This is a genomic window from Clostridium sp. YIM B02569, assembly GCF_022320765.1.
Classification (GTDB): Bacteria; Bacillota; Clostridia; order Clostridiales; family Clostridiaceae; genus Clostridium; species Clostridium beijerinckii.
The window spans coordinates 43171-61414 of sequence record NZ_JAKJJX010000020.1 but is presented as its reverse complement, the minus strand read 5'-3'; the positions used below and the strand labels follow the sequence as shown (position 1 = coordinate 61414).

At 30.8% G+C, this 18244-nt stretch carries 20 protein-coding genes; 1 reads left to right on the top strand and 19 read right to left on the bottom strand.

Going from position 1 to position 18244, the window contains the following annotated elements; translation table 11 throughout:
* Positions 1-3: 3 nt before the first annotated feature.
* The 3 genes from L3B96_RS17885 to L3B96_RS17875 are packed head-to-tail and all read right to left on the bottom strand — an operon-like array spanning position 4 to position 1522.
* A complete protein-coding gene (locus L3B96_RS17885; protein ID WP_039768568.1) occupies positions 4-288 on the bottom strand; it encodes a PTS sugar transporter subunit IIB in 285 nt (94 codons plus the stop codon).
* 45 nt (positions 289-333) lie between these two features.
* Positions 334-783, bottom strand: a complete 450-nt coding sequence (locus L3B96_RS17880) for a PTS sugar transporter subunit IIA (protein ID WP_077856802.1) — start codon at positions 781-783, stop codon at positions 334-336.
* Between the two features lie 22 nt (positions 784-805).
* Positions 806-1522: a transaldolase gene (locus L3B96_RS17875; RefSeq protein ID WP_077856801.1), complete on the bottom strand. Its 717-nt coding sequence runs from the start codon at positions 1520-1522 to the stop codon at positions 806-808.
* Between the two features lie 254 nt (positions 1523-1776).
* Between L3B96_RS17875 and L3B96_RS17870 the strand changes: the two genes are divergently transcribed.
* The gene (locus L3B96_RS17870) at positions 1777-2265 is read left to right on the top strand and encodes a GNAT family N-acetyltransferase (RefSeq protein WP_238948222.1); all 489 of its coding nucleotides are present in this window, start codon (positions 1777-1779) and stop codon (positions 2263-2265) included.
* 400 nt (positions 2266-2665) lie between these two features.
* On the opposite strand, the gene L3B96_RS17865 is transcribed toward L3B96_RS17870, so the two are convergent.
* The 16 genes from L3B96_RS17865 to L3B96_RS17790 all read right to left on the bottom strand — a co-directional run bounded on the left by L3B96_RS17865 (position 2666) and on the right by L3B96_RS17790 (position 18178).
* Positions 2666-2962 (bottom strand): hypothetical protein, encoded by a 297-nt coding sequence (locus tag L3B96_RS17865; RefSeq protein WP_238948221.1) that lies wholly within the window; start codon positions 2960-2962, stop codon positions 2666-2668.
* Between the two features lie 116 nt (positions 2963-3078).
* The gene (locus L3B96_RS17860; RefSeq protein WP_238948220.1) at positions 3079-4845 is read right to left on the bottom strand and encodes a hypothetical protein; all 1767 of its coding nucleotides are present in this window, start codon (positions 4843-4845) and stop codon (positions 3079-3081) included.
* Entirely contained in the window at positions 4821-5951 is a 1131-nt protein-coding gene (locus tag L3B96_RS17855; protein WP_238948219.1) for a VWA domain-containing protein, read from the bottom strand. The genes L3B96_RS17860 and L3B96_RS17855 overlap by 25 nt, the downstream gene beginning before the upstream one ends.
* A 138-nt stretch (positions 5952-6089) precedes the next feature.
* Entirely contained in the window at positions 6090-8537 is a 2448-nt protein-coding gene (locus tag L3B96_RS17850; RefSeq protein ID WP_238948218.1) for a DUF5682 family protein, read from the bottom strand.
* On the bottom strand, positions 8512-9627 hold the full coding sequence (locus tag L3B96_RS17845) for an AAA family ATPase (RefSeq protein WP_238948217.1): 1116 nt from the start codon (positions 9625-9627) through the stop codon (positions 8512-8514). Before L3B96_RS17845 ends, L3B96_RS17850 begins: the two co-directional genes overlap by 26 nt.
* Positions 9628-9651: 24 nt before the next feature.
* Positions 9652-10455, bottom strand: a complete 804-nt coding sequence (locus L3B96_RS17840; RefSeq protein WP_077853948.1) for a DUF2262 domain-containing protein — start codon at positions 10453-10455, stop codon at positions 9652-9654.
* A gap of 10 nt (positions 10456-10465) precedes the next feature.
* Entirely contained in the window at positions 10466-13972 is a 3507-nt protein-coding gene (locus L3B96_RS17835; RefSeq protein ID WP_238948216.1) for a DUF4132 domain-containing protein, read from the bottom strand.
* Between the two features lie 59 nt (positions 13973-14031).
* Complete coding sequence (locus tag L3B96_RS17830) at positions 14032-14685, bottom strand: hypothetical protein (protein WP_077853946.1); 654 nt, start codon at positions 14683-14685, stop codon at positions 14032-14034.
* 14 nt (positions 14686-14699) lie between these two features.
* The gene (locus tag L3B96_RS17825; RefSeq protein WP_338108721.1) at positions 14700-15104 is read right to left on the bottom strand and encodes a hypothetical protein; all 405 of its coding nucleotides are present in this window, start codon (positions 15102-15104) and stop codon (positions 14700-14702) included.
* 44 nt (positions 15105-15148) lie between these two features.
* Entirely contained in the window at positions 15149-15331 is a 183-nt protein-coding gene (locus L3B96_RS17820; RefSeq protein WP_238948214.1) for a hypothetical protein, read from the bottom strand.
* A gap of 52 nt (positions 15332-15383) precedes the next feature.
* Complete coding sequence (locus tag L3B96_RS17815; protein WP_077853945.1) at positions 15384-15800, bottom strand: hypothetical protein; 417 nt, start codon at positions 15798-15800, stop codon at positions 15384-15386.
* Positions 15801-15816: 16 nt separating this feature from the next.
* Positions 15817-15966, bottom strand: a complete 150-nt coding sequence (locus L3B96_RS17810) for a hypothetical protein (protein WP_173715318.1) — start codon at positions 15964-15966, stop codon at positions 15817-15819.
* Between the two features lie 18 nt (positions 15967-15984).
* Positions 15985-16563 carry a hypothetical protein gene (locus L3B96_RS17805; protein WP_077853944.1) on the bottom strand — a complete coding sequence of 193 codons (579 nt, stop codon included), beginning with the start codon at positions 16561-16563 and terminating at the stop codon, positions 15985-15987.
* A 113-nt stretch (positions 16564-16676) separates the two neighbouring features.
* Positions 16677-17126, bottom strand: a complete 450-nt coding sequence (locus tag L3B96_RS17800; protein ID WP_238948213.1) for a hypothetical protein — start codon at positions 17124-17126, stop codon at positions 16677-16679.
* A 35-nt stretch (positions 17127-17161) separates the two neighbouring features.
* The gene (locus tag L3B96_RS17795) at positions 17162-17620 is read right to left on the bottom strand and encodes a hypothetical protein (RefSeq protein ID WP_077853943.1); all 459 of its coding nucleotides are present in this window, start codon (positions 17618-17620) and stop codon (positions 17162-17164) included.
* 114 nt (positions 17621-17734) lie between these two features.
* A complete protein-coding gene (locus tag L3B96_RS17790; RefSeq protein WP_238948212.1) occupies positions 17735-18178 on the bottom strand; it encodes a hypothetical protein in 444 nt (147 codons plus the stop codon).
* Positions 18179-18244: the final 66 nt, after the last annotated feature.

The window sequence follows — 18244 nt, the reverse complement described above, 5'->3', positions numbered from 1 at the left end:
CCCCTATTTATTTAATTCCATATACTTCTTTTTAATAACTTCCAAAACATCTTCTGTTATCTTCTTTTTATTTATATAACTTCTCACTACTGCAACATCTCTATTATCAAACTGCTGAGCAAGTTCCTTGACAGTAATTATCAAATCTGCCTTCTTCCCTTGTGCAGAATTAAAATCAGTTGATTCAACATTAGCTTTTATATTATTTTCCCTACAGATTTCCTCAATCTTCATAGCTAACATTAAACTGCTTCCAATTCCATTGCCACAAACCGTTAATATTTCCATTTTTCTATCTCCTTTATAATATTACTAAAAATCCTTTAAGCTAATTTAAAAGCTTTTTGAATTAATATAACTAAGAACATCTTCTTTTGAAGATGAATTTCTTACAATGCTTAAAAATTCATTATCCTCAATAAGTGTCATAAGTTCGGCCAAGGCTTTTAAATGCGAAGTCTTATCTATTGCACATATAAAAATCAATATATCAACAGGATCATATTCTTCATTACCGAATTCTATAGGCTTCTTAAGTTTTATAAGCCCCATACCAATTTTCTTGACTCCATCTTCTGGTCTTGCATGCGGCATAGCTATTCCCTTTTCAATAACAATGTATTGTCCCATATTTTTTACTGTATTTATCATTGCATCAGTATATTTCGCTTCAGTATTTCCATTCTTAACAAATAGACTTCCACAAAATCTTATAGCATCTACCCAATCATTTACTTCAACATTTAATTCAATTGTTTCTTTGTTAAATAACTTTTCAATCATAGCCTCGCCACCTTCCTTAATGCTACAAAATAGAAAATCCTAAACTTGATGCATCCTTATAAAAACTTCGTACAGTTTCCAAAGAATATTCGTATAAATCTTTTCCCATAGTAGGGAGTTTCTTTAATATATCATTAGTTACAGTAATTATTTCACAACCACATTCATCTGCTTCAACAATATTGTATAATTCCCTACAGCTTGCCCATAAAAGTTCTACACCTTTATTGGCTTTACATAGCCTGCTACTAGTCATCATAAGCTTCATTGGATTAGTTCCAGCATCTGCTATTCTTCCTGCAAATACAGACACAATACTCTTAACTTCTGGATTTAATGAAGTTACCGCATCTTTTACCTGATCCAAAGTGAAAATTGCAGTAACATTAAGATGGTATCCTTTTTCCGATAACTTTTTAATTAGCGGAATTGAAGATTCTCCCTTAGTATTCATGATAGGTATCTTTACATAAACGTTTTCACCTAGTTCAGATAAAACGTCTGCCTCCCTTTCCATAGTCTCGAAATCATCTGAGAAAACTTCGAAAGATACTGGTAAATCTTTAATTTCTTCTAAAACATTTTTGGCAAATTTCTTATAATCATCAATTCCTGCCTTTTTCATAAGCGAGGGATTTGTAGTAAAGCCTTTAACAATACCTCCCTTATAAACCTCCAACATTTCATTTAAATTTGCCCCATCTGCAAATATTTTAATATTTAAATCCCTAAAATCCATTTATCTCCTCCATCAAATTACTTGTTTTACTTTATAACCCAATTATATATTCCAAGTAACCACCAGTAAAGCTCAATATATTTCATTTCGATTGTGGCAATTTTGTAGTTTTTAATAATCTATTTTTATAAGCTTGTATCATTTGGTAGTGATATAATAATTATTATATGAAGCTATAATCTAATGGATAATATGATTTTTCAAAATTTATATAATGAAGTAAATTAAAAACTATATAGAAAAGAGGAATATATTTGGAAGTAGTAAATGCAACCCACAAAAGTATCGATATTTTTTCAAAGGTTTTAAATGACTCTGCCACATGGCTTAATTCTATAAATCAACCAATGTGGAAGTATAAAGATATAACAAGTGAAGAATTGCTAAAGAAATATAGCATCGATGATATGAAATTATGCTATGAGAACGGAACCTTAATTGGAGTATATATTTTGCAATGGTATGATCCTCTATTTTGGGCAAACTTACAGAAAAATGAATCCGGAATACTACACAAATTAGCTGTTTGTAGAGAAATTTTAAAAAAGGGATATGGACGCAAACTAATACAATCTGCTGAATTAATTTGTAAAGATCATAATGTAAACTGGTTAAGGTTAAATTGTGGTACATTTAGAGATAGGTTAAGAAACTTTTACGAATTCAATGGTTTTAAGATGGTAGACAGAGTATTTATTGATAATAGAGATCAAATTAGATATGAAAAATTTCTAAATCTATAAAAATAAGAATAGGCTTAAATATTCTTATCTATAATTAAATGACTTTAAATTTAGATAAACATTATATATTTATCTATGAAAATATTTCTATATAATAAACCGAATTTACATGCATTTCTGTATAAGCACTCAGAAAGTTTAACAATAATAGATTTATACTATTAAATATAGCCCAACTAGAAAGCAGAAACATTTTTATGCAGTAGGCATTTGAAAATAAGCTGTTAAAAGTTCTTAATTGTAGTTTGTTCTACTAATGCTTGTCACAATTAAATTGGGAGCAAGCATTAGTGATGCAAACTGCAATTTAGCACTTTCAGCGAAGTTTTCATAGTCCTGCGAAATAACAATGTTTCTGCTTTCGGTGGAGTATGGCATAAATTTAATGTTGTTTATAAACTTAAAGCTTTTTCATCTTCTCCTTAATCAAGCTAACATAACTTCCAAGCACCGCAAGAATTTTCACCACTTCATCTAGGTCAAAGTTTAAAGTGTGTCTTTTCATTTTTAGAGCTTCATCCAGCCTAAAAAGCATTGATGCTCCTTCCTTTAATCCAAATTTATCGCAACTTACCGCAAGTCTATTCACTTCTCTTAAAGTACTATCCAAAGTTACACTTACTCCACTTAATAAAATTCCATCCAAAAGCACTTCAATATCATCAATCACAATTTTTAAGTCTTGATTATTTTCCATAAAATCACATCCTTTATGTAATTGAATTAAATAGACTACCGTATACATATTGATAGCTATATTACGCTATCTTTTCTGTAAGATAATAAGGCAAGGCAAGTTAACTCAATTACTATCTACATAGTCAAATTCACTAATGTACCATTTTTATAATAAGCTGTTATAGGGACTGCTGTAAGTCCAGTTTCTTTAAGGAATACTTTAGTCAAGAGCATAAATGGATAGTTTTTCATTCTTTCCATTCTCTCAAGCTTTTCTATAAGCTTCTTATTATGACTAGAATACTTAACCTCAATGGTTACACATTCTTCTTTTTCATCATATAATGGCATTTTGAAGAGCTGCTGTATTTTATCAAAGCTGCTTTCTCCAAACTTTGTTGGCTTTATGAGAAATAAATTATAATTTTCTTCTCTTTCATTAAAATATAATCCTGAGTTATTAGAAACTGCTGAAAATAAATCCTTCCAAGAATTAAATGTCTTGTCCTTAAGATAAATACTTTGAATATCTGTGGTACCTACAATTTCTCCTTTGCTATTTTCACTAGAAGATAACCTAAAATCTCCATTTATCTTTCCATCAATTAGCTTTATTCTAGATTTAGAGAAGCTTTCTATATCAGAAGCAATTCCCCAAGGACAGCTTTCTCTGCTATAGCTGTTTTTATTATTATAGGATGAATTTCTAGATATAGTGTAAGTAAACCATTTGTTAAATCCTTCTACTGTAAAGTAAAATGTAGTTCCTTCATAGCCCGATTCTGTTATCCACTTGCTAGCTCCTACTGCTGTAAGTTCTATAGGAGGAATTTCATAATAAGAACTTTTATGCTCTCCTATTAATTCCCCTAAAACTTTTTCATCGCTGCAATTTTCCATAGCCATAGTCAATATATAAATACTTTGTAGCAAATACCTAAAACTTTCTACAGAAAATGAAGCATTTTTATTAATATATAATCTGAGTTTTCCTTGAAGCGATCTTATCTTCTTCTCAATACTTGGAATATCACTATTATGGCAAATAATTGATACCTGTTCCAGCTTATCTAAAAAACTTTCAGGAATTCTTGCAAGACCTGTAAAATATATTTCCTCTAGAGTTTTTCTAACTTCTTTTATACAGCTTTCTAAAGTTTCCTTACTTATAATTCTATCCTTAGCAATTAAAGAAATAACTTCTTCTTTCTTTAACGTGCCTTTGTAAAGACCATAGTGAATTACTGCCTCTGCCTTATGTCTACAAATCGCTTTACTCTTGCAGCTGCACAAAGCATTATTGACTATACTGCTATCCTTTATGGATATATCTTTCTTTTTTTCACCATTCACAGAAATAAACTTTACAATTTCTTCTCCTGCAAATTCCACTTGAAGAAGAGCTTCTTCTTTTATATCTGCTTTTAATCCAAACTCCATTCTTTTAACAATATTTCCAAATTCTCTGTCACCCAAAGCAGTTTTTATGCTCTTTAAGTTTATATTTAAAAGTTCTGAATAATCTGGACTGAATTCCTCCTGTTGTTTTGATATTTCCCTTTCTTCACTAGAATTTTCATTTAAAGAAGAGGACTCTCCGAAGATTTCTTCCGTATGATTCTTTATATATAAGTAACTCATTACAGTATGCTTACAAATACTCCTTGAAGGACAGCTGCACTTAAACGCTTGTATATCTTCATTTACGCTACATGAATTTCCATCTGGCAGTTCACATTTTATAGATGCTTCTTCCACTGTAATTTTAACACCAGCACCAGAGCTTAAATCCTTTGACGCTCTATTAAATATACCTTTATTAGTAACTCCAATAAGATACTCATCATTAATAGAAATAATATAAGATTTTAACTTAATTAAGAAATTATCTTTGCTATCCATTTAGCTAACCCCCCTGGCGTCATCGCTGCAACTTCTGCTCCAAGTGCAGTCATTTTAGCTGCAGCCTTCTTATCATAAAGTCCATTTGCTTTATCATCCAAAGCTGTAAGAATTATAAGCTTAGCTCCAGTTTCAATTATTGCCTTAGCCCTTGCATACATTATGTTGTAATTATAGCCGTCATAAAGGTCTGTCACCATTACTACCATAGTTCTTAACGGACTTTCTATCAATTTTTCCGCATAACCTAAAGCCTTTCCTATATTAGTCCCTCCTCCCAGCTGAACACTCATAAGTGTTTGAACTGCATCATCCACATAAGAAGTTAAGTCTACTATTTCCGTGTCAAAAATAAAAAGACTGGTTTTTAACATAGGGAGCTTTGAAAATATGCCTGCCATTATAGCACTGTGAATAACAGAAGAGAGCATGCTGCCACTTTCATCTACAGCAACTACTATGTTCCAAGGATTATATTTTCTTACTCTTCCATAAAAATAAACTTTGTCTACAATTATTCTCTCTTCTTCTTTATCATAATTTTTTAAATTAGCTCGTATAGTTCTTTTATAATCAATATTTCTAGCAGACTTCACAGCACTTCTTTTGTTTCTGTCCACTTTCCCCATAATAGTAATCTTTACTTCATTTTCTAGACTTTTAGTTATTTCATCGACTACTTTTTTAACTATTTTTTTTGCAGTATCTAAAACCTCACCCTTCATTAAATGTTTCATCTGCAATATATTTTTTAAAAGTTCTGCATTAGGCTCCATGGCCTCTAGCACTTTTTTATCTGTTAAAAGCTCCTTCATGTTATACTTTTCTAGAGCATGTTTTTCTAATATTTCCACTGTTTCTTTAGGAAATAAGGTTCTAACCTTTGTTATCCAAGAAGGCACTGTAAACTTAGAACTTCCTCTTCCTCCTCTTGGGTCATCTACTCTTATTCCTCTTTCTTCATCATAATCTCTATCATATAAGAACTCTAGCAGATCACTAAGCTCTGAGTAATTGCTGCTATCTTCTGAAAAACCTATTCTATCCTCTGCAAACTTTCCAAGTACCAATCGCCATCTATTTAAACCAATTAAATCTTCATTCATACCTTACCCTTTCTTTTATAAAGTAAAACTTACACTTAGCATATATTATTTTTACCTCATATAACTGTTAACTCAAACCAATTACCACCACATAAGCCATTTAATCTACACTTTATCTGGAGTCTTGCATATGGTGTTTTATGGATAGATATTCCACTTCTTCAAAAGCTCCACTGCATATTTATCTAATGATACTGCTAAGTTTATATCTTCTTCTTTTAAAGCCTTTTCATATAGAATATCATCATCATCAGTGCTGTACACTTTTGCTGCCTCTTTAGCAATGCTGTCAATTTCAAAAGGATTAAAGAATGTAAAACTAAATCTCAAATCTGGAAGAAGTGCCATGAAGTGTTCCTCTTCTATGTTTCTCATAAAGCTATCTATTCCATTAAGTAAATCCTCTTCAATAAGTAATAAGTCTTTAGCTGTAGAAAATAGTCCTTTTAAAAAGCTTCCTGACTTCATAAGTTTTTCCCCAGTTCCATAAAGATACTGCATTGCCTTATGTGTTACTTCCTTAGAATTAATAGAATTTAATCCGTATAATATACCTAAGGCTGCTCCTTCGACTGCGCTGTTTAGATTCTTCTTATTAATAAGCAGTTTTAAGCTGTCGATTAAGGTTTCACTATCAAAATCAGCTTTATTAGAAATATGATAAATATCCTTTAGCTTTGATATAACTTCATTTTCATTGTCATAATCTACAGTGATTAAACTTGTTATTTGAGACACAGCTTTATTATAGGAAGCAGTAAAGAATTCTTTAAGCTTTTCATTCATAGTAATGTTAAGCAAATCCTCTGAATTACATAAAAAATTTAGATTGTAACAGGAATTTGTAACTGATACAAAATCTTCATCTCCATTTAAGATCTCACCAAATGAAGGAAGAAGTCCCTGGAAACTGCTTTCAAGGCCCATAAGTGCAGCTTCTATTAAAAGCAGTGAAGCTTCTCCAGATGCATTTTCACAAGAGATAAACCTCTTTGTAAGCATAGAACTTGCTGCCTCCTTTAAGCTACCACCATGCACTGAAAGTTCTATAAGTGTAGCTTGAAGTTTAGTAGTCCATTTATACTTCCATACTTCTCTTACTAAATTGGTATTTTTCCTTTTAATAAAATCAGGTCCCTTTTCCATTAAGCAAAAGTTAGTATTTAAAAACTTCATTATATGAAAAAACTTACTTTGCTCCCTATGTTTTTTACTCTTATAAATACTTAATGGCACTTCATTTTCTAAAGTAGTGGTTTTTATGTTAAACTTTTTGCACAATTCATTAAAATCTTGTACTATAGGTGGCACTTCTGCTAATGCACATAGCTTACCTATTTTATTTCCTGTAAGCAGGTCTCTCAAATATTTTAAAGAAACTTGTGCCTCTGCATCCATTTCACCTTTTACAAAAGAAGATGTTATTCCATCCTTAAGCTCATAAACTCCACATTCATACTTGTTTCTTAAAGATTTAAGTCCCTTTGCCATATTAAAGGCTTCAATTTCATCTGCTGTAGAAAGATTTCCGTGATTTTTTCTTATAAGTTTCCCGCAGTGTACAATATAATTAAGAACTGCTTCTTCGTAAGGCTTATCCATCTTTTTCTGAATATTTTCAAAAACTCGTTGATAAAAAGCAGGATGAGGCATTCCACTGGCATAACCATTTAATTGATCACTTTCCTCAAAGGAATAGACCATGGCATATACTCCTGTGTCCTCTTGTGCTATATTATGAAGAGTTATTTCCTCATTAGATTCGAGTCCATCAATAAGAGCAGAAGTATGAAATCCTCCGCTTACTACAAGAACTTTATTGTATTTTTTAACAGCTTCTCTTATTTTCATACTCATAAATTTTTCTCTAGAAAGACATCCATCTTCTTTAAGCATTTCTTCATTATAGCTTTCCCTAGAAAGATAGCAGGAAAATATCATATTTTCTATAAACTTCTCAGTACTTATCTTAAGTCCATCTATTTCGAATAATTTTTCCCAAAGCTCATTATAATTTCTGCTGCCTTCCTTTTCACAAAGGGTTTTAATAAAAATACTTTCCTTCATTAAATAATCATCATTATAGGTATTTTTCTCCTGAGCTTTTCCCATAATCTCTAGTTTTTTGCTGTTTATAAGTATTTCAGCATATGATAAATCTATGAACTCGCAAGCAATATTTTTCTTTTTTCCTTCTCTTAATGCTAAAAGCTCTGGAGAAAAATCTAAAAAGGGATAATAGCACCTATACTTTTCTTTGTTTTCTTCTATAAGCGCATTTCTATCATAGTAACTATAGTAAATACATACAGGGGCTTTCGTTTCCTCATCAGCTATATATTTTATTACTTTATTAGCCTCTGCAGGCCCTTCAATTAATATAATTTCAGGATTATAACTCTCTATTACCTTTTTCAGATGAAAGCTACAGGCAGGACTATGGTGTCTTACTGGGAAAAACATTACTTTGCTTTCTAAATTGTAAGCTTTTTTCACATAGTTTTTTATCTTATTATCTATATCCTGATTGTATATATTTTTACCCATGCTAGCTCCACCCTTATTTAATCCACTTTTTAGCTTCATAGAAATCCTTCCAGTTACCACCCATTTTTGTACTTTTACCTTTAACTACAATGTTAAAATAACTCCTTAGCTTATCCACATCTTCACGGCTTTCCTTAAGGACAGAACCCAGTATGTTTTGTACCATAGTACTCATATCAATTTTAGAATCTCCATAATAAAAGCTGCTCATAAGAGTTTGATAATAAACTGACACTGCCTCAGCTGTACTCATTACTGCAGAAGGCTTGTCAATTCTACTACCTTCAGAAGATATTCCTTCCCTTAATTCATGGAAGGTTGTAGCAAGAATTTCCGCTGCATCTCTATCCACTTCCATATCAATATTTGAATTCTTAATAAGCTTTTCAACTTCCCCTTCTATAATCTTAGCTTCTAAAGAAACATCGCTTATTGGGAATACAGTTTCAAAATTAAATCTTCTCTTTAAGGCACTACTCATTTCATTAACTCCACGGTCTCTAGTATTAGCAGTAGCTATAACATTGAAACCAGGAGATGCACAAAGCAGTCCTTCTTCTCCAAACTCTGGTATATTTAAAACTTTATCACTAAGTATACTGATTAAACTATCTTGCACCTCTGCTGGGCATCTAGTGATTTCCTCAAATCTAGTTATAATTCCCTTTTGCATGCCTACATACAAAGGAGAAGGGACTAATGCTTCTTTTACTGGTCCTTTAGCTAAAAGCAAAGCATAATTCCAAGTATACTTAATCATGTCCTCTGTAGTTCCTGCTGTTCCCTGTATAGTATTTGTGCTGCATCCACAAATAGCAGCCGATAAAAGCTCACTTAACATGGTTTTAGCTGTTCCCGGCTCTCCAACCAGCATAAGTCCTCTATTTCCAGCTAAAGTTATAATACATCTCTCAATAAGAGTATCATCTCCATAAAATTTCTTTGTAATATTAACATTCTTTCTTTTTAGCTTTAAAGGCTTACTTCTTCCTAAAATAAAAGTCCTTACAGCCTTAGGAGATAATCTCCAGTTTTCTGGTTTAGGCCCGTCATCGTTAGCTTCTAATGCAGCTAATTCATCTGCATATAATATTTCAACGGTAGGTTTTAATGCTTTCATTTCACTCATATATACTCTCCTTTATTCTTCCTTTTAGCCCGCGATATCTGCTGACTCAAAACTACCATTTATATTTCCGCTGACTATAATGCAGTGTCCTGCAAACAAGTCTCCATCAAAAAAGAAAATCTCAAACTCACCTTCAGGATAAACACTTATGGTATCCAACTCTATAGATTTAATAAACATTTCTTCTGTAACTTCGTCAATTTCATCCTCTTCATCAATCCAATCATTGGCAAGTTCTAAAAGTTCACTTGCAGCATAAGCTCTAATTCTATCGCTCCAATCTTTTTGATTTTTGAAAAGCTCATGAGCAGTTTTAAGAGAATCTTCCATTCTTTCATCCTCATCTAGATCAAAATATAATAGTCCTTCTTCTCCGGCCCAAATGATATCATTCTGAAAAGTCTTAATACCTTTATCTAATTGAAATTTTCCAAGGATTTCATCTTCATAAAATACTGGTTTAAGTTCTTCTGCTAATATATCCTGAAGCTCCTTATCCTTATAGTTTGCATCCATGAGCTCCACAAGCATGAAGGATTTTTCGCCTTTTCTAAGTTTAAGTTTAATTATAGAATTTCCTTTAATAGTCTTTTGCCATTCCTTTAATCCTTCGCTATCAGTAAGCCACGATAAATTAATCTCCTCTTTTACTGATGGCTCATTGCTGTTTAAATCCTTCCAAGCAATAAGGTTTATAGAAGCCCTCCATAACTCTTCTTTTCCTCCTTTGCCTGCACCAACTCCTAGAGAGGATGTTACAGCAGCTACCTCAAATATCTCCTCTTTGAATCTGCTATCAAAGGTTTTTATCTCCTTATTTTTACTCATACTTTCCTCCTTATTTCTCTTCTCTCCATTTATCATTGTTTCCTGTTTTAGAAACCAAAGCTCTACTCACTTGATAAAGAATTTCACTAAAGAATCTCTCAGGCAGTGTACCTATGGATATAGTATTTTGTTTCTGTGTTTTCTCATTTATATACGCATATTTAGACATGGTTCCTAATTTATAAAAACACAAATCATATACTGTTACTTCTTCACTTTCATAGCCTACAGATACACCGCTGAAATTTAGTCCTACTTCCACTTTATGATTATTGTCTTCTTTATAAAAAGCATAATAACCACCACCATCGCCAATGGCTCCTCTAATCCATCCAAAGTCCGTTAATTTACCAAGTAAGGATAAACCATTTAACATAACTCCACCAAAGCGCTCTACAGTATTTCTATTTCTTTCTTCTTCTGTAACAGTAAATATTTCTCTATTTAACTGTTCAAATGGCTGTTTGATTTCATAGTTTTCAAATTGTTCCTTCCACAAAGCCATGTCCTCATTATTTAATTCAATAGGGTGAACAATTCCTATTACCATTCCATCTTGTAATTCATACTCTTCCTCATCTTTAGTATTAAAGCTGCCATCCTCCATATATCTGAAACTTCCATTTAAAACATCATCTTTATAAATCCCCCAGACAAGACCTATAGCAAACTTATGCATAATAGGATTTTCAACAAAAAGTTTTATCCAAGATTCTTTTGTCCATTTTCTATTACTAGATAAGGCCATTTCTAAACGAATCGCTTGTATATTAGCAACTGTTTTTAACTGCTTCTTTAAATTTTTAAATTCTGCAGAAGCTTCCTTTGCCTTAACTTCATCATCCTTCTTAGCTGGAGTTGGCAGGCTTTTAAGCTTTTTGCCACTTTCATCAGTTACTTCTAAAGTGAGCTCTGGAGTAAGTGATGCAATAAATTTTCTATCTCCATAATCAAAAATTCTTTCTCCTCTTACATCAAAGCCTAAGTTTGGAACTATTCTATCAGAAAGCTCTTCTATGTCTATTCCCATTTGCTCTGCTGCAAATTTAAGAGCTGAAGCTGCTGCATTTTTAACTTGCTTAAATTTAAACTTTCTTGATATATTGTCTACTATTATCAAAGCCTCATTACTTCCATTTAGAGCAAGAGCCTTAACTGCTTCACTAGCTATTGCACCTCTTGAATTCTTAGGCCACTCTTCTATATTCTTTTTAATTAAACTTATCACTTCATAGTCTCCATAAACTGAAGCAAATGGTAGTACCCATTTTTTCTTACTTTCTGCACCTGCATCCAGCCACCTTTGTAGAACTTCTAAGGCAAGTTTAGATAAGTCCTTTTTATCTAAAAGTTCTCCTACCTTTAAAGCTTCACTACTTAATCCAATTTCAATACAGGAAGCATAACATACAAGCATATATTTTATAATTTCACTTTCTGCATAAGCTTCACTATCCTTAAACTTTATCTTTGTCAAAGTATCACAATTCAGCCATCTTAGAGTTGCTGCTTTATTACCTTTTAAACCCTGCTTACAGTATTTTAAAATATCTAATTCTTCATTTTTTTCTTCCAAAGCACTTTCTAGATTTAAAGCTTCCCTTATAAGCGCTTTTATCTTTTCACTTTTTTCTACTTCTAAGGCTTTGTTTAAGGCTTCCATAACTTTTTCATCACCGCTCTTTAAAAGCACCTTTACTGCCGATTCCCTAACTGCCTGTTTTTTTGAACTTAAGCTAGTTATCACCATCTGCTGCTTTATCTTGCTTGGGCTTAAAAGCTTTATTACTGTTTCCTTTACGACTTTAGATGAATCGCCTAAATACTCTATAAGAATTTTTGCACTTTTAGTCTCCTCAAGAGTTTTATTTAAAGTTTCTAAAATTCCCTTTCTACTTTCAGCATCACAATTAGTGATATTTTCTATTACCTCTTCTTCCTTTGTTTCAATTAACTTTTCTATAATTTTAACTGCTTGGCTGCTTAAGCTATTTCTGACGTAATTACCAAATGCACAATGTCCTAAATAACATATATAGTTTTTAATAGATGCTCCACAATTTACAAGTAGTTCAATGTAAGAATTCAAATCATCTTCTGATGCTTTTTTTCCCTCGTATTTAAGATAATCATTATACATATTTCTTAATATGTCTGGATTTCCTATGGCAATAAATATATCCATGGCCCTTGAAAACATCAAAGATTGATCCTTTAGCCAAAATAGAATTTTAGAAAAATTAAATGAAGACATGTACATATCTCGTTTTCTAAATAAGCCTTCCAACGACTTATCTATGTCACTAAAAGAGATATTTCCTTCTAAGTATTGTATAAAATCTTCGTAAACCTCTCTTTCAATACCATTCTTGTCCATAAACGTAGAAAATTCATGTATAAAAGCATCTTCTGCATCATTTAGGAATTCCTTACCTTCTCCTTTTTGCCAAAGAAGGAAGGCCATATAAGCTTTATTCATGCCAAAACACATTTCTGTAGCTTTTTTAAATTCTTCTATGTGTTTATCTGCTTCTTCCTTTAATTCTTTTCCATAGGTATAGTTATAATTTAAATTGTTAGACGCTCCAAGCCATGCGATGTAAGATTCTCTTTTAATTTGAAGCGCATCCACAAGGTTTGATATTACATTATATCTGTTATATTTTAGATAGTTATGTAAATCGTAAAAGAACTCTTTATAATCAAATTCTGCAGCAAATTTAGTAAATCTTCTTGATATTTCAGATTCAACGCATATAGTACAACTAGTTCCTATCAAAAACCTAAAAATATACTTATTAAGGTTTACTACTAATCTGCTATCATTCTTTAAATTTTCCACTATGTCTTGCAGATTGGAAGTTCCTTCCTTTAAATATTCAATTAATGCGTCTTTCTGCATTTCAGATATACTATTATTAAATAAATTTCCTATGGATTCAATCATGTCATTTTCTAACCACTGGAAATATTCTTTATCTTTTTCCTTGTAAGCTAAATAAGTTATTATTATAGCTTTTTCATTTATTTCGCTTATCTTAATAGCTTCTAAAAATGAATCTCTATACTTTTCATAAAGACTATCATAAAACAAAATAAATCCACGATCTAAAGTTCTTTCCTGCTCAGTGATAGACGTGGCATAATAAGCTATAACAAAGACTGGACTTAAACCGTATTTTAAAAACTCTTTATAATAAGAAGTTGGTTTATAATAACTTGTCTTATCTAAGACAAAAAATAAAGAAGACTTGCCCATTTTAAATAGTATTCTTAAATATTTTGATAAATATTCATTAGCTTTATGCTTGACTAAAGAATGATATGCACTAACTACAGCATCTAGTGCATCACTCTTTAACTGTTTCATATCTATACTAGGAAGTTTATTAAAGAAATCCTCTTCTTTGATGTTGCCTTCCACATATTCTTTAAAATCATCAATAACTTCATACGTTAAGCCTAAATCTAAAAGCACATTACTTATTTTTTCCGTTAAATGCTGTTCCAATCCCATTTTACTTAACACTCCTCATCTACCTATACTTCATTAAAATATTATTTATATATGCAAAGCTAATCTTCTTCACAAAAATCGTAAGTATCACTTAACGAATATACTATGCCATTGCTATCTTTCAGCGCTTCTGTATAAAATTCTTTTAGTAAATTAATAAATTCCATATCTCTTTCGCCAATTTCATCAAAGGAAATTCCCTGCGATTTAAGTTCTTCTTCTATACTTTTGCATAAGCCTTCTATATTCAGTTTTTCTAAATCTGAAATTATATTTTGAATATTTTCTATGGATATGTACTTTAAATCAACATTATCATGATTTGTGAAGTTATTTGCTATCATTTGTATTTCTTCTTTATCATTCTTATTTATGCCATAGATTTCAACTACTTTTTCTGCTATTTGTTCTTCTGTAAGATTTTCTATTCCAAGTTCAATCTCTAATGCACTATTTTTATAATTGAAATCGCTTATTCCAAATAGTAAAGAATGAATAACTTTTTCTTTTTTATATTTCTTATCATTCTCGTAATTCTTAATATAATAATCTTCACGAAAAATTTCACTTACAACATAATCACTTGTTTGGTATGCTATCATTTCATCACAGTTAACATTGCCATTTATAATATTTATTAATTTCTTTTGTCCATCAATAGAGTCCATATAATCTTTTTTGACATTAATAATCTTTACACTTTCTATTTCCATTTTTTCTCCCCAATTTAACAGTTATGTGTAACTCCAGCAAAAAAGCATTCCAAAAATTCTTTAAAATTATCCAAAATTGTTTCTCCTAATTCTTCTAGCTCTTCTCTGGTTTCACAACTATAGTATTCTTCATGATCAAGCCATACAAGCTTATAGCTGTTATATACATCAAAGCAAAGAGGACCCCATCCGTTAAAATCTCCAATTGGTATATACCCGAATCCTATTATCTCTTCGCATTCTTTATAAACATTTTCTATAACCTTTAGAGGCTTATTTGATGGTTGAGGCAATATATCAACATAAATCTCCTTGCCATCCTCACAATGGAAATCATCTAAAACTCCATCTAATTCTTCAAACATATGAAAATATGTAGAAATAAATGCTTTATATAAAGATGGTAATTTTACATTGATCTTTTCCTCTAATTTGAAAATATCTTCTTCTGAGACATTTGATTCTACAAGCTATTGTTCTCATCAGTGCAATTCTTCATATCTTCTGGAACAATAGCTTGTCCATTCTCATTAAGCATTTTTTCTATTTCAAATTTTTCGGGATGATTATTACTTAAAATTTCAAAGTATTTTTTTATAACCTCCCTATCTTCTTTAATCATTTTCCACCTCACAAAATATTTCATGTTCCTTCATAAATTCATACCATTCTTTATCAGTTCCAAGTTCTAAGTATTTTTATCCTAATACATATTTATTCATAAACTCTTCGAACATAACATATTCTTTCATTTCGCACTTTAATCCAGGTTCATTTACAATACAACTCACAATACCTGTTTTTATATTGAGCAACAGTGGATATGGTTCAACTTCTCCAATACATATCCATTCTTTTTTCCCTGAAACCCCATAAAGCATAAGGTATATTTGACGCTCGTTAAAAGTTTCTTCATCTACCCAAAATATTACATCTGCAAATCTTAAATAATCATATTTATTTTTTATTTCGTAATATACACCTAGGCTTGTTTCATAATTATTTATTAAATTATTATTTAAATTTTCTTCTACATGCGCTAAAACAATATATTCACAACCATCACCTAAAATATTTTTTATTTTTTCTAGTTTTGCTTTCAATTCTTTCCTCATAATTACCACCTGTATTTTAAGCTATCTTCATATTTAAATAATATCCATCTGCATAGCTGTTATCTATATCTAAAACTTTATTAAAATATAGTACTACCTTTTCATAATCCCTATTATTAAAAAATTTTAGTCCTTTTTCAACTTTAGATTCTGAATTTTTATCCATGCTACACCTTCATAAACATTAGTCAAAACACCATTCTTTAAAGCTGAATAATACTCCATTCCAAAACTGCTTATTATTTTCATTACCGTCAATAACTACTTTACTGTCTATTAAGATAAATTTTTGCATATCTCTTTCAAACATCTCTTGAATTTTTTCTACGCTTTCTTGTTTTCTAAATCTTAAGACTTTATCTTTAATTTCCTTAAAGTAATTCATACTCTCATAAGCTTTAGGAAAAGAAGAGTTAACGAAATATGTTACTATTTCCTCTATAACTTCATGTTCAAGTTCATAAATTTCACCTGTACCTTCTTGCATTGCTATTAAATTTCCACTATCTAAATTTTCAGCAATAACGTGATAGTCTCTAAATTTTTCAAGCTCTCCTAAAAATTCTTCCACATAATCTTCATTTAAGTCTTTTAGCGTTAAATCATTTATTTTTGTCCATTCCACCACATCACATAAGAAACCATTTTCTTCACTGAAAAATTTAATATTTATATATTCAAATTCATCTTCTTCTATCTTTGTTTTTAATAAGAATTCTTTTGCCTCCTGTGGAAGGTTTAAATTCACAATAGTATCTCTCATCTTTTCTTTCCTTTCCTAACTTTTTAATCAAGTATTCCACTCTATAAATTAATAACTTTTCTTGTCTTAAAGGCCTTCTCTGCAATTTCTCTTGCACTTGATTCATGACCATATTACTCAACATCATACCAATATATTAAATCTGAAATATTATCATGAGGAATGCTTTTTTCTAATAGATCTATGTAATAACATATATAGTCGCCTACTTCTTCCACCTCTTCAATTCCTTCTGGTGACTTAAGTTCAACAATCATCTGTACTATTTTAGTTACTTCCTCAACACTTATGTCACTTACCACTGGCGGATTCGGTAATGATATCTCTTTAGCAAACTCCTCAAGTGACATGGCTCCTATATAATTTTGAAAATCCAAAGGTTCATATTCTTTATGAACCTTTGAATTAAGCTGATCTATTTTATCATTTAAAATTGTCTTTTCATTTTTCTCATAATATTCTTCATAGTATTCGTGAGATAAATCAGAAATTTCTTCAATAAGCTGTATTAGTTCTTTTACTAGATTTTCGTCAATTTTAGGTGGCTGTAATTCTTTTCTCAAGATTATCATGTTTCTCCATTTCATTATTATAAAAATTAGTGATTTTCTTGATATACATTTATTTTATATTCTTCTGGTAAATTGTCTCCAATCAATTGAATTAGCCTTTTATAAGTATGGCTGCTTATAACATTTTTTTCTTCTAATCCGAATTCCATATCTTCTAGTACTAATGGTTGTGAAAATTCTAATACTTCAATTTCCTTGTTATTAAATGCTGTTTTCTTATACTTTTTAACCTTAAGATTTTTCAAATTTGTTATATTATTCTTATTAACTTCCTTTAAAGCCTCATCCTGAAATGAATAAACCTCAATTCCATTTATACTTAAAGCTTCAAAATCATCTATTTTCCATTTAAATAATTCAATTTCATCATATTGTATGTTCATATAATAAATAAAGCCTAAATCATTCTCCATAAATGCCACAAAAGATTCTTCAAAACTTCCATAATAAATACTTCCTACAGACCATAATCCTGTAATTTCCATTAAACACCTCCCTATGTTAACTTGACTATAATGATAAAAAAGAATGCATCCGAATCTTCAACGATATCTTAATCCATATATGCCTAATTAGGTATTTTAATTGATTTTTGCCGTCTATAATTGCACTTTTGCATCCTCAAGGATTATCCACATGTTTTTTTCATCATAATCTCTTACCTTTGCAGATACTACGTGATTAGGATATAAGTTCTTTGCTGCTGAGTTTCTGGCACACTCCTCGTAATCAGCAATAGCAATTGCTCTGTTTTCTAGTTCTATAATCACTCCTTGAGGGTAAAACACCTTCAATATTCCTTCTACTTCTTTTCCTTTAGTGAAGTATTCTTTAGCACACAACCAATCTTCTAAAAGACATTTGCTATGAATAGACCATACCTCTTCAAACTCATTTTTGCTTACTATTTCATCCAATTCATTTGTTTCAATTAAGCCTTCTGCTAAGAAAAATCCCATATCCTTATCTTCTCTATTTGATGCTATATATCTGTTATCACATATCATTATTTGTCTTTCAGCATATCCATTTACGATTTCCATATACGTATCGTATTCTTTTCCATTCTTAAACCACTCCCATTTGAACTTTATATACATTGAATCATT

Excerpts from the sequence above, each read along its gene's own strand:
- L3B96_RS17885 (WP_039768568.1), bottom strand. The coding sequence starts at position 288 with ATGGAAATATTAACGGTTTGTGGCAATGGAATTGGAAGCAGTTTAATG.
- L3B96_RS17860 (WP_238948220.1), bottom strand. The coding sequence starts at position 4,845 with ATGGATAGCAAAGATAATTTCTTAATTAAGTTAAAATCTTATATTATT.
- L3B96_RS17855 (WP_238948219.1), bottom strand. The coding sequence starts at position 5,951 with ATGAATGAAGATTTAATTGGTTTAAATAGATGGCGATTGGTACTTGGA.
- L3B96_RS17875 (WP_077856801.1), bottom strand. The coding sequence starts at position 1,522 with ATGGATTTTAGGGATTTAAATATTAAAATATTTGCAGATGGGGCAAAT.
- L3B96_RS17830 (WP_077853946.1), bottom strand. The coding sequence starts at position 14,685 with ATGGAAATAGAAAGTGTAAAGATTATTAATGTCAAAAAAGATTATATG.
- L3B96_RS17790 (WP_238948212.1), bottom strand. The coding sequence starts at position 18,178 with ATGGAAATCGTAAATGGATATGCTGAAAGACAAATAATGATATGTGAT.
- L3B96_RS17880 (WP_077856802.1), bottom strand. The coding sequence starts at position 783 with ATGATTGAAAAGTTATTTAACAAAGAAACAATTGAATTAAATGTTGAA.
- L3B96_RS17845 (WP_238948217.1), bottom strand. The coding sequence starts at position 9,627 with ATGAGTGAAATGAAAGCATTAAAACCTACCGTTGAAATATTATATGCA.
- L3B96_RS17840 (WP_077853948.1), bottom strand. The coding sequence starts at position 10,455 with ATGAGTAAAAATAAGGAGATAAAAACCTTTGATAGCAGATTCAAAGAG.
- L3B96_RS17865 (WP_238948221.1), bottom strand. The coding sequence starts at position 2,962 with ATGGAAAATAATCAAGACTTAAAAATTGTGATTGATGATATTGAAGTG.
- L3B96_RS17805 (WP_077853944.1), bottom strand. The coding sequence starts at position 16,563 with ATGAGAGATACTATTGTGAATTTAAACCTTCCACAGGAGGCAAAAGAA.
- L3B96_RS17835 (WP_238948216.1), bottom strand. The coding sequence starts at position 13,972 with ATGGGATTGGAACAGCATTTAACGGAAAAAATAAGTAATGTGCTTTTA.
- L3B96_RS17815 (WP_077853945.1), bottom strand. The coding sequence starts at position 15,800 with ATGAGGAAAGAATTGAAAGCAAAACTAGAAAAAATAAAAAATATTTTA.
- L3B96_RS17810 (WP_173715318.1), bottom strand. The coding sequence starts at position 15,966 with ATGGATAAAAATTCAGAATCTAAAGTTGAAAAAGGACTAAAATTTTTT.
- L3B96_RS17820 (WP_238948214.1), bottom strand. The coding sequence starts at position 15,331 with ATGAAATATTTTGTGAGGTGGAAAATGATTAAAGAAGATAGGGAGGTT.
- L3B96_RS17795 (WP_077853943.1), bottom strand. The coding sequence starts at position 17,620 with ATGGAAATTACAGGATTATGGTCTGTAGGAAGTATTTATTATGGAAGT.
- L3B96_RS17850 (WP_238948218.1), bottom strand. The coding sequence starts at position 8,537 with ATGAAGCTAAAAAGTGGATTAAATAAGGGTGGAGCTAGCATGGGTAAA.